We start from the raw sequence: 11,991 nt of genomic DNA, 5'->3' as shown, positions 1-11,991 counted from the left end.
ATTCACAAAAAAGCTCTTTTGAATCAGATATCCTGGCTTATGAATCGTCCTCGTAAGCACCTTCTCAGTTTCCCAATGGTTTACGCTTACTTGTCATCATTTACAGTAGAGGTAAGACTGCTCCGGATTTTCACCGGATTCCCTAACTCAAACGCTTATTTAATTGTCTATTATAAAATATCAAACTTTTCCTATTTTTGCAATAGAAAAAGGGAGCCAAAGCTCCCTTCTTTTATTGCCAATAATTTTCTTGAATGATAATATCGCTTCGTTTTTTTGTCGTCTTAGAAATATACCAAGCAAAGAAAATTGCAACAATGACCCCTACAATGTAACTTGCTGTATATCCTTCTATACCAAGTCTGGCATCTAGCATAAATCCTAGATCTGCATGCATAATATAGCTTGTTACAATGAAAGAATAGAAACATCCTGGAATCAAGGAAATTAAATAATTTTTTCCATGTCCCTTTAGATAAATACTAATCATAGCCAAGGCAAATACCGCTACCAATTGGTTTGTAAATCCGAAATATCTCCATAGAATATTGAATCCTGCTGCATTGGACTTCGCAAAGAACAAGATTGCAACGGCTGGAATAAATAGTACCAAAGAAAGCATAATACGTTTACTTGGAGTTTTTTGATCGATTCCAAATTGTTCAGAAATCATAAGACGCAACGCACGGAAGGCTGTATCCCCAGAGGTAATTGGCAATACAATAACGCCGATAATTGCAATCAAGCCGCCAATACTTCCCATAAATTCTTTTGAAATATTTCCTACCATTAATGTTGCATTGGTATCAATAGCCGTTCCGCGGTTAAACAATACCATCGCTCCAGCAGCCCAAGCCATTGCAATAAAACCTTCCACTAACATCATGTTATAGAATGTTTTTCTTCCTTCGTACTCAGATTTTACCGTACGAGAAATCAAAGTTGCTTGGGAGCCATGGAATCCTGACATAATTCCACAGGCAACGGTGATAAAGAATACAGGAAGGAAAGATTGACCCGTAGGATGAACACTAATAAGAGCTCCTTCTGTAATCGCGTGTAAGTTTGCGCCACCATCTAATAAAGTTCCTATAAAAACTCCTACAGAAGACAAAATCAAAAAGGCACCAAAAATCGGATATACCCGTCCAATAATCGCATCAATTGGGAAAATGGTAGCTAGAACATAATAGCCTAAAATACAAGCGTAAACAATCCAGATAACACTAGAATTTACGTCCATTCCCAAAATATCATTCACAATCAAATCTCCGGGTGTGTAAATAAACACGACCCCAGTAAGTAACATTAAAATCCAAATAATGATATTGTAAATTTTATTGGTTTTGTTTCCCATGTAGCGTGTTACCAGTTTAGGAACTTGAGAACCGTCATTTCTCATAGAAATCATTCCAACAAAATAGTCATGTAGAGATCCTGCCAATACACATCCCAATGGAATGGTTATAAAAGCAATTGGACCAAATAAAATCCCTTGGATTGGACCAAGAATTGGACCTGTCCCTGCAATGTTTAACAATTCAATCAATTGGTTTTTCCAGCTTTTCATTCCGATAAAATCTACACCATCGGCCAAACGAATGGCTGGGGTTTCTCTATTATCAGGCCCAAAAACTTTTTCACAATATTTCCCATAGACAAAGCCGCCAAGAATTAGAATAGCTAAACCTACTAAAAATAAAGTCATACTTTCACCTTCCTTAAAAAATATTAGAATAACACCTTGACAGTTCTTAGTATATCATAAAGAAAGGAATACACGAGTAAAAAATTTTATATTCTTTGTTTAATACTGTATATTCCAAGTAATAAAACAAAAAAAAAGAGGTCTAACCTCTCTTTTTTTGTTTTTATAAAATTTTTGATAGGAATGCTTTTGTTCTCTCTTCTCTTGGTGCATCAAATAAAACACTCGGCGTTCCTTCTTCTATAATTTTTCCTTGATCCATAAAGAGAACGCGATCTCCTACCTCTTTGGCAAATCCCATTTCATGGGTTACTACAACCATAGTCATTCCTTCTTCGGCCAAAGACTTCATAACATCCAAAACCTCTCCTACCATTTCTGGATCCAATGCAGAGGTTGGCTCATCAAACAACATAACATTTGGTTTCATAGCCAAAGCACGAACAATGGCAATACGCTGTTGTTGCCCACCAGATAATTGTTTTGGAAAACTATCTTTTTTGTTTAATAAATCTACTTTTTGAAGTAGAGAAAGAGCAATTTCTTCCGCCTCTTTTTGAGACATCTCCTTTAGCATCATAGGGGCCAAAGTAATATTTTCCAAAATCGTCATATGAGGGAAGAGGTTGAAATTTTGAAATACCATTCCTAAATTTTCTCGAACTTCATTGATATTGGTTTTCTCATTTGTTATTTCCACGCCATCTACAAAGATTTCTCCATCTGTTGGCTCTTCCAACAAATTTAGACAACGTAAAAACGTAGATTTCCCCGAACCAGAAGGACCAATCACTACAACAACTTCTCCCTCTTTTACTGTAGTAGAAATCCCCTTTAGGACTTCCAAGTCCCCAAATTTTTTCACCAAATTCTTAACCTCGATCACTGGCTTTCAACCTCCTTTCGTAAACATTGAGTATTTTCGATAAAGTAAATACCAATACAAAATAGATAACAGCAGCGGTTATAAATGGCGTAAAGAATCTATAGGTTGCCCCTGAGGAAACTTTTGCTTGGAAAGTAATGTCCTGAATTCCAACGAAAGAAACAATCGCCGATTCTTTAATTAAAGTAACAAATTCATTCCCCAAAGCTGGCAATACAATTTTTATGGCTTGAGGCAAAATAATTTTTTTCATTGCTTGAGATTCTGTCATCCCTAAAGAACGAGCCGCCTCCATTTGGCCTCTATCTACCGATTGAATTCCTCCCCGAATGATTTCAGAAATATACGCCGAAGAATTGATACAAACTGCTGCCGTTGATAAAACAAAAGCATTTTTCATCCAATCCAAATTTTCTGGAATCACAGAAGCAAAACCATAGTAGAAAATCATAACTTGTACCAATAAAGGCGTTCCACGAATAATTTCTACATAGGCTGTCGATAAGCCATAGGCGATTTTGTTTTTTGACATACGAGGAATTGCCACAAGGATTCCTAAAATCAATCCGACAAGTACCCCAGTAAGTGAAATTTTTAACGTAACAAGGGTCCCATCTAAATAGGCTGGTCCCCATTCTTGTAAAAAGTCTATCCACGATATTATATTATTCATATACACTCCTTAAAAAGGAAAACTGTCTCCTAGAGACAGTTTAATTTCCTGCATTGCTTTCTGAAATTAAGGCGTTGTAATGAGAAACATATTCTTCTACTTTGCCTTCATCCATTAACTGTTGCAATTTTTTATTTACGAAGTCCGTTAAATCTTGTTTATCCTTTGCCGTAGCAATACAAGTTCCTTGTTCATCAGGAATTCCTACGTCTAGCATTACAATATCATCGTTTTGAGCAACGTATTGTTCTGCTGAATTATCAATCATTACCACACCGTCTGCCGTTTTATTTTTTACTTCCATAATAAGATTGTTAATCTTAGAAAGACTTAAAATTTCAATATCTTTAGGGAAGTTCTCACGCACAATTTCCTCTTGGGTTGAACCTGTTTGTGCCCCTATTTTTTTCCCTGCAAAATCTTCCGTTGTTTTGTATTTATCTGCATCCGCTTTATTTACTACAACAACTTGTCCATTTTTGAAATAAGGTTGAGAAAAATTTACGATTTTTTCACGCTCTGGAGATGGAACCAATCCTGCAATGGCAATGTCTGCTTGGTTGGTTGTCAAGCTTGGAATCACACTTTCAAAATCCAAATCTTTAATTACCAACTCAACCCCTAACTCATCTGCAATCTCTTGAGCAATGGCAATATCAAAACCGACAATGGTATCTTTTCCATCTACATTCATATGCCATTCAAAAGGAGGATAATCGGCACAAGTTGCCAATACCAATTCGCCCTTTTCTTTGATTTTGGCGATATTTTCCCCTTCAGCTTCTGTTGCTCCCGTATTTTCCGCTCCTTGAGCTTCTGTTGTTGCCCCATTCTCATTCTTTGGTTGCTCTGTATCTGAACCACAACCTACTAATAAAAACATACCTAAAGATAAAATCAAGCTTAAAATTATTGTCTTTTTCATTTTTTTCTCCTTTTAATAAAATTCTCTACGTTCTTTCATTAAAAGGACAATCTCATGGATTTGGAACAATGATTGGCTGTTTTCGTTAAATAGCCATTGTTCCAATGGCTCTTGTGTGTATTGATTTTCATAACAAGATTAAGGCCTCCTTTCCCGTTTCGACTTTCATTTGTGCTATTATAACGCGATGAAAGATAATGTGCAAGATTTATTTGAAATTTTCATAATAGAAACATCGTTTTATTTTTTCTATTCGTTTTTCGCTCTATTTCAATGAATTTTGCAAAAACAACGTTTCACCAAAGAAACGTTTCTTTTCATCTAGGTGCAGTTATTTTTCCTTTTTCTTTCCAGTTTCTTTCTTTTCCATTAAAAAAGAGAGGTCTTGCCTCTCTTTTTATTTTTCTAATACCGGTTTCAAAAACTGGCCTGTATAGCTATTTTTAATTTTCACAATTTCTTCAGGGCGTCCGGTGCAGACCACTTGGCCTCCCCCATCTCCTCCGTCTGGTCCTAAATCAATAATATGATCCGCCATTTTTATAACGTCTAAATTGTGTTCTATAACGACAACGGTATTTCCTTTCTCTACCAATTGCTCCAATACCATGACCAATTTATGAATGTCGGCCGCATGAAGACCTGTGGTAGGCTCATCTAAAATATACATGGTTTTTCCCGTACTTCGCTTGGATAATTCTGTAGCCAATTTAATTCTTTGGGCTTCCCCTCCTGATAGTTGAGTAGAAGGTTGTCCCAAAGTGATATAGCCTAGACCTACTTCTTGTAGCGTTCTGATTTTATTGATGATTCGACTATGATTTTTGAAAAAATCCACAGACTCATCTACCGTCATATTCAAAATGTCAGAAATATTTTTCCCTTTGTAGCGAACTTGCAAAGTTTCTCGATTGTAACGATCCCCTTTACAAACTTCACAAGGTACATACACATCTGGCAAGAAATGCATTTCTACTTTTATAATTCCGTCGCCTTTACAAGCTTCGCAACGGCCTCCTTTTACATTGAAAGAAAACCGTCCTTTTTTGTATCCTCGCATTTTTGCTTCATTGGTGGCGGCAAATAAATCTCGAATGATATCAAAGGTTCCTGTATAGGTGGCCGGGTTAGAACGAGGAGTTCTTCCAATGGGGCTTTGATCAATGGCAACAATCTTATCAATTTCTTCCAATCCTTTTATGGATTTGTGTTTTCCTGGGCGAATTTTTGATTTATTCACTTGTTGAGCCAAGGATTTCAATAAAATCTGATTTACTAAGGAAGATTTTCCTGAGCCTGACACGCCAGTTACGCAAACGAATTGTCCTAGAGGAAATTCTACGTCAATATTTTTTAAGTTATTTTCTTGCGCTCCTATAACTTCTATGGATTTCCCTGTGTATTTTCTTCGTTCCTTAGGAACTTCAATTTTTTTGGATCCACTTAGATATTGCCCTGTAACAGAATTTTTATTGGCCATAATTTCTTTAATGCTTCCCTCAGCAATGACTTGGCCTCCTTGAAGCCCGGCCCCAGGGCCAATATCAATAATATTATCTGCCTGTCGCATAGTGTCTTCATCATGTTCTACAACAATCAAGGTGTTTCCAATATCGGTTAAGCTTCGCAAAGCTTTTAATAACATGGCATTGTCTTTTTGATGAAGACCAATGGAAGGCTCATCCAAAACGTAGGTTACCCCTACTAAAGCCGACCCGATTTGTGTAGCCAAACGAATCCTTTGGGATTCTCCTCCTGATAAACTTCCAGCCATACGAGCCAAAGTCAAGTATCCCAGCCCTACTTCTTCTAAAAAACTCAATCGCTCGACTATTTCTTTTAAGACTTGCTCGGCAATGGTCTTTTCCTTTTCTGTTAAAACCAACCCTTTGAAAAATTTCTTTGCTTCAAGAACAGACAATAAAGTGGTTTCATAAATATTTAATCCTTGAATCTTAAATGCAAGGGACGATTCCTTTAGTCTTGCCCCTTTACAAGTAGGACATGGAATTTCGGACATATATTCTTCCAAACGCTCAATAGCTCGGTCTGAAGAACTTTCGCGATACCGGCGGTTGATATTTTCTAAAACACCTTCAAAGGCACGATTGTATATTTTATCTCCACTAAAATACGATTTGAATTCAAAACGAAGCGGTTTTTCATACCCATTTAACATGGCGTCAATAAATTCCTTTGGCGCTTCCTTCAAAGGTTTGTCCGTAGAAAAATCAAATTCTTTGGCTAAGGTATTTAATATTTCTTTGTAAAATGTCCCATCTGAATCAGAATAGCAAGATACCGCCCCTTCGTCTATGGATAAATTCCAGTTAGGGATAATTAAATCTGGATCCGCTTGTTTACTCGCCCCTAGTCCATTACAAGTTGGGCAGGCTCCCATAGGCGTATTAAAGGAAAAACTACGAGGAGAGACTTCTTCAATGGAATATTGATGCTTTGGACACATATAGCTAGTGGAATACATTTTTTGATTCCCGTCCATTGTGTCTAAAATCACAACTCCATTGCTCATTTTCAAAGCCGTTTCCAAACTATCGGTTAATCTGGATTCAATTCCCTCACGTAAAATCAAACGATCCACCACAACAGAAATATCGTGTCGTTTGTTTTTATCCAATTCAATTTCTTCATCTAAATCCATTAATTCCCCGTCTACTTGAACACGGATAAATCCTTCTTTTTTTATATTTTCTAAAATCTTTTTGTGTTGTCCCTTTTTTTCTTTTACAATAGGCGAAAGCACTTGCATACGCGTTCCTTCTTCCAGTTGTAAAATCGAATCTACAATTTGATCTGGGGATAATGCCGCGATTTCTTCCCCACAAATTGGACAGTGAGGACGTCCAATACGAGCATATAGCAAACGAATATAATCGTAAATTTCCGTTACGGTTCCCACTGTAGAACGCGGATTTTTGCTAGTTGTTTTCTGATCAATGGCTATGGCCGGGCTCATTCCTTCAATACAATCCACATCCGGTTTATCCATTTGCCCTAAAAACTGGCGAGCATAACTGGATAAACTTTCCACATATCTTCTTTGTCCTTCCGCATAAATCGTATCAAAGGCAAGAGAAGACTTACCTGATCCTGACAGTCCTGTAATTACCGTCATGGCATCTCTAGGAATCTCCACATCTATATTTTTCAAATTGTGTTGACGAGCACCTCCAATGCGGATGCTCTCATCATACTTCTTATTCATTCTCTTCCTTTCTCAGTTCTTCATATTGAACTTTCAATGCAGACAATTGATCCCGTATTTCTGCCGCCCGTTCGAAATCCAAATTTTCTGCCGATTTGAACATTTCGGTTTCCAAATTTTTCATCATAATTTCTAAATCCGCTGCAGAGAAGTGTTCTCCTTTGAATTCTGTTTCTTCTTCTTCTTCTGCTGCAATTGAATTTTCGATAATATCTCGAACGCTTTTTACAATCGATTTCGGTGTAATATTGTGATCTTCATTGTACTTCATTTGAATTTCTCGCCGACGATTGGTTTCTTTAATGGTTCGGTCCATAGAACCTGTAATCGTATCGGCATACATTATAACTCTACCGTCGCTATTTCTTGCGGCACGGCCTGCGGTCTGAATCAAAGACGTTTCTGAACGCAAAAATCCTTCTTTGTCTGCATCTAAAATCGCAACCAATCCAACTTCTGGAATGTCCAATCCTTCCCTTAAAAGGTTGATTCCAATTAAAACATCATATTTCCCAAGACGAAGATCTCGAATGATTTCCATTCGCTCAATGGTTTTTACGTCACTATGCAAATAACTTACTTTCAAATCCAACTCTTTGAAATATTTGCTCAAGTCTTCCGCCATTTTCTTAGTAAGAGTGGTTACCAATGTCCGTTGGCCTTTTTCCGTTGTCTTCGTTATTTGAGCCAATAAATGATCGATTTGATTCTTCGTTTCCACAACCTCAATTTTAGGATCAATCAACCCCGTCGGACGAATCAACTGTTCTACTCTTTGATCTTCGTGCTCTGCTTCATAAGGTCCTGGCGTCGCAGAAACGTAAACCGTTTGATTCATCAACTCTTCAAATTCTTGGAAATGTAGAGGACGATTGTCTAAAGCAGAAGGCAAGCGGAATCCATAATCTACAAGGGTTTGTTTCCTTGCTCTATCTCCGTTGAACATCCCTCGGATTTGAGGAATGGTCGCATGAGATTCATCTATAATCGTAAGGAAATCATCTGGGAAATAGTCAATTAAAGTATAGGGTCTAGATCCAGCGGGACGACCACTTAAATGGCGAGAATAATTTTCGATTCCGTTACAAAATCCCATTTCGGATAGCATTTCTAAATCGTAATTGGTTCTTTGTTCCAGACGTTGTGCTTCCAAAAGCTTTTCTTGATCCTTCAAAGTGTAAAGACGTTCGTTTAATTCCTCTTCTATGGTAACCAAGGCCCGATTCACTTTGTCTTGGGTTGTGGCAAAGTGAGAAGCTGGAAAAATCGACACATGATTTCGATACTTTTCCACTTTCCCCGTTAAAGCATCTACTTCCGCAATTCGATCAATTTCATCTCCGAAAAATTCGACACGAATGCTTTTCTCAGAACTTCCCGCTGGATAAATTTCAAGCGTATCTCCCTTTACTCGAAAAGTTCCTCGAGTAAATTCAATATCATTTCTTACATATTGAATATCCACCAAATGGCTCATAACTTCATCCCGGTCTTTTAACATTCCCGGGCGCAAACTTACTACCAATTTTTTGTAATCAATCGGGTCCCCCAAACCATAAATACAACTCACAGAGGCCACAATAATTACATCTCTTCTTTCGTGTAAAGCCATGGTTGCTGAATGTCGCAATTTATCAATTTCATCATTAATGCTACTGTCCTTATCGATAAATGTATCTGTTGCTGGGACGTAAGCTTCTGGCTGATAGTAATCGTAATAACTTACAAAATATTCTACGGCATTTTCTGGAAAAAATTCACGAAACTCGCTGGCCAATTGATAGGCCAACGTTTTATTATGAGCAATGACCAAAGTTGGCTTCTGAACTTCTTGTATTAGATTGGCCATGGTAAAAGTTTTACCACTTCCTGTAACCCCTAAGAGAGTCTGATGGCGATCCCCTCGCAATATTCCTTCTTTTAATTTGGCAATGGCGGCCGGTTGGTCCCCTGTTGGCTTAAAATTTGAATGTATCTTAAAATCCATTTTTCACCTCGTATCAAAAAGCGATCTGTAACAGACCGCTTTTTTCTTAGTTCTCTTTGATTAATTCCAATGCCTTTTGCAATTGCACGTCTTGATCCAAGTGAGTAATGCCGATTCCTTGAATGTCTTTTGGCAATTCGACTGCATAATCCGGCTCAATTCCTTTTCCGTCAATGTTTACCCCATTGGGAGTAAAATATTCACTAGTCGTTAACTTCAAACCCGCTCCCCCTGTTAATGGAATTAAGGTTTGTACAACTCCTTTCCCATAAGTGGTTTCTCCCACTAAAACGGCACGTTTGTTGTCTTGTAATGCCGCACTAACAATTTCGCTGGCCGAAGCACTGGCTTTATTTACCAACACCACAAGGGGAATATCCATATATTCTTTGTCCGATTTTTCATGGAAAATTTCTTCCCCTGCTCGATTTTTAGCGGACACAATATCTACCTCAGGTAACAAATAATCTGAAATCGCAACGGCTTCATCTAAAATTCCACCTGGGTTTCCTCTCATATCAATAATAATTCCCTTCACGCCTTTGGATCTCAAATTTTCAGCTGCTTTTATAAAATCTTCAGAAGTGGCTTCTTCAAATTGGGTAATGCCAATATAACCAATATTTCCTTCTAATGTTTCCGATAAAATGGATTCCATTTTTATTTCATCTCGAACTACTTCAACTTCTTTCACCTCTGCCGTTGCACTTTCTTTGGAAAGGATTCCCAAGGTAACCTTCGTCCCTTTATCTCCTTTTATATGTTTAATGGCTTCTTCCATATCTGTTGCCATATAATCTTTTCCATTAACAGAAATGATTTTATCGCCACTTTTAATTCCCACTTCATCTGCTGGAGAACCTTTGATGGGAGCAATCACCGTGATTAAATTGTCTTCTCCTGGGGCAACTTGAACGCCAATTCCATAAAATTTCCCTGAAGTTACTTCTACAAATTGTTGCATCTCTTCTGGAGTAAAATATTGGCTATAGGGATCGTCTAAGGCTTCTACCGTTCCCTTTAATTGACCTTCAAAAAAATCTTCTTCTGTCACTTCTCGTAAATAATTTTTTTGAATGTATTTTTCTAATAATTTTATTTTCCCTTGTTCCTGGATATTCCCACCTGTTAATTTCAAAATGGCACTTGCTGTAATAAAATTGGTTACCAAAAGAAGAAGGAGGACTATAACAATCGTTTTTATTCTTTTCATAAATACCTCTCAAATAATCTAAAATAAGGATCTCCGAAGAGATCCCTAACATTATGTTTTATAGATAGTTCATTGGATTGGTTGTTTTTCCGTTCAAACGAACTTCAAAATGCAAATGAGGACCAGTGCTCATACCAGTAGATCCTACATAGGCAATGGTTTGGCCACCACTTACTCTTTGGCCTACAGATACCGCTCTTGAAGAGCAGTGAGCATATACTGTTACCATTCCTCCATGGTCAACCATTACACAATTTCCATATCCACTCATGAAAGAAGAGGCAATTACAACGCCACCTTTTGCTGCCACAATTGGTGTTCCTGAGCTGGCTGGAATATCAATTCCCGTATGCATTTTTTTGTATTTCAATACAGGATGGATTCTGTATCCATAAGGAGAACTAATTCTGCTATTTCCTGGTACAGGCCAATACATAGACCCAGAAACTTCTCTTCGAATTGGTTCTGCCGCTGCATTGACTACTGCTGATGAGGAAGAAGCTGCTGAAGAACGAGCTGCCGTACTTTGCGATTTTTGTTTTGTTGCTTCGGCTTGACGACGAGCTTCTTCTGCCGCACGTCTAGCGGCTTCCGCTTCTTTTCGAGCTTGCTCATCCATTTGGTTTTGTAAGCTTACAATTTTTGATTCCAATTGAGCCGATTGATTCAACATTTCGTTGTATTCCGCTTCATAAGCAGTCAAATCGCCAATTAAGCTATCCATATAGCTCATTTTTTTTGCATTGGCTGCTTCCAAATTGGCTTTTTTCGATTCTACTGTAGCTTGTTTGCTTCTTAATTCTGCTTCTTGTTTTTCCAAAAGAGCTTGTTTTTCTTCAATCTCTTTTACTTGTTTCTTAATTGTATCTACCAATTCACGGTCTTGGTCGGCAATGCTTGTAATCATTTTTGCATTCCCAATCAATTCTTCCACACCGTTCGAATTTAGAATCACACCAAGGTACCCCGTATCATTGGCCATATACATAACTCGAAGACGCTTAGCAAATAATTCCTTATTTTTTTCTAATTCTGCTTTGGCAATTTCTAATTCTTCTCTTGTTTTTGCAATTTCACCTTGTAAAATTCCGATTTCATTATTCAATTGTTCCAATTCATAACTAGCTGCGTTAATTTGAGAATCCAATGCTTGGATTTCTGCTTGAACAGAGCTTACATTATTTTTTGTCTGATTCACCTTACTTTGTGTTGTAGACATATTGGATTCAATCTTATTTTTCTCTGCTTCAGCAGATTTCTTTTGATCCGCCAAACTACCAGCCAATACAGGTTGGGAAGACAACATCAAAATTGCCATTGCCAAAGAAATTTTACCACCAGATCTAAAGTTCAAACTTTTGCCTCCTTCGGAA

General features: G+C 37.6%; 8 protein-coding genes and 1 riboswitch. All 8 genes read right to left on the bottom strand.

The features are described from left to right. Positions 1 to 4: 4 nt before the first annotated feature. Positions 5 to 178, bottom strand: a riboswitch (cobalamin riboswitch). Between the two features lie 54 nt (positions 179 to 232). Continuing rightward, positions 233 to 1,708, bottom strand: coding sequence for a carbon starvation protein A (locus LQU94_RS01580; protein WP_230634599.1), 1,476 nt, complete (start codon positions 1,706 to 1,708; stop codon positions 233 to 235). A 163-nt stretch (positions 1,709 to 1,871) separates the two neighbouring features. Further along, positions 1,872 to 2,594 (bottom strand): amino acid ABC transporter ATP-binding protein, encoded by a 723-nt coding sequence (locus LQU94_RS01575; RefSeq protein ID WP_230634597.1) that lies wholly within the window; start codon positions 2,592 to 2,594, stop codon positions 1,872 to 1,874. After that, positions 2,581 to 3,267 (bottom strand): amino acid ABC transporter permease, encoded by a 687-nt coding sequence (locus LQU94_RS01570; protein ID WP_230634595.1) that lies wholly within the window; start codon positions 3,265 to 3,267, stop codon positions 2,581 to 2,583. The genes LQU94_RS01575 and LQU94_RS01570 overlap by 14 nt, the downstream gene beginning before the upstream one ends. Positions 3,268 to 3,307: 40 nt before the next feature. Further along, complete coding sequence (locus tag LQU94_RS01565) at positions 3,308 to 4,192, bottom strand: transporter substrate-binding domain-containing protein (RefSeq protein WP_230634593.1); 885 nt, start codon at positions 4,190 to 4,192, stop codon at positions 3,308 to 3,310. Positions 4,193 to 4,589: 397 nt separating this feature from the next. Further along, on the bottom strand, positions 4,590 to 7,418 hold the full coding sequence (gene uvrA / locus LQU94_RS01560; RefSeq protein ID WP_230634591.1) for an excinuclease ABC subunit UvrA: 2,829 nt from the start codon (positions 7,416 to 7,418) through the stop codon (positions 4,590 to 4,592). Continuing rightward, a complete protein-coding gene (gene uvrB / locus LQU94_RS01555; protein ID WP_230634589.1) occupies positions 7,411 to 9,405 on the bottom strand; it encodes an excinuclease ABC subunit UvrB in 1,995 nt (664 codons plus the stop codon). Before uvrB ends, uvrA begins: the two co-directional genes overlap by 8 nt. 46 nt (positions 9,406 to 9,451) lie before the next feature. Continuing rightward, positions 9,452 to 10,618 carry a S41 family peptidase gene (locus LQU94_RS01550; RefSeq protein WP_230634587.1) on the bottom strand — a complete coding sequence of 389 codons (1,167 nt, stop codon included), beginning with the start codon at positions 10,616 to 10,618 and terminating at the stop codon, positions 9,452 to 9,454. 58 nt (positions 10,619 to 10,676) lie between these two features. Next, positions 10,677 to 11,972 (bottom strand): murein hydrolase activator EnvC, encoded by a 1,296-nt coding sequence (locus tag LQU94_RS01545; RefSeq protein ID WP_230634585.1) that lies wholly within the window; start codon positions 11,970 to 11,972, stop codon positions 10,677 to 10,679. Positions 11,973 to 11,991: the final 19 nt, after the last annotated feature.

The organism is Peptoniphilus sp. KCTC 25270 (assembly GCF_021012875.1).
GTDB lineage: Bacteria > Bacillota > Clostridia > Tissierellales > Peptoniphilaceae > JAJMZJ01.
The sequence above is the reverse complement of the archived record's forward strand: the minus strand, read 5'-3'. Positions and strand labels throughout refer to the sequence as shown.

Excerpts from the sequence above, each read along its gene's own strand:
- LQU94_RS01580 (WP_230634599.1), bottom strand. The coding sequence starts at position 1,708 with ATGACTTTATTTTTAGTAGGTTTAGCTATTCTAATTCTTGGCGGCTTT.
- LQU94_RS01570 (WP_230634595.1), bottom strand. The coding sequence starts at position 3,267 with ATGAATAATATAATATCGTGGATAGACTTTTTACAAGAATGGGGACCA.
- LQU94_RS01565 (WP_230634593.1), bottom strand. The coding sequence starts at position 4,192 with ATGAAAAAGACAATAATTTTAAGCTTGATTTTATCTTTAGGTATGTTT.
- uvrA (WP_230634591.1), bottom strand. The coding sequence starts at position 7,418 with ATGAATAAGAAGTATGATGAGAGCATCCGCATTGGAGGTGCTCGTCAA.
- uvrB (WP_230634589.1), bottom strand. The coding sequence starts at position 9,405 with ATGGATTTTAAGATACATTCAAATTTTAAGCCAACAGGGGACCAACCG.
- LQU94_RS01550 (WP_230634587.1), bottom strand. The coding sequence starts at position 10,618 with ATGAAAAGAATAAAAACGATTGTTATAGTCCTCCTTCTTCTTTTGGTA.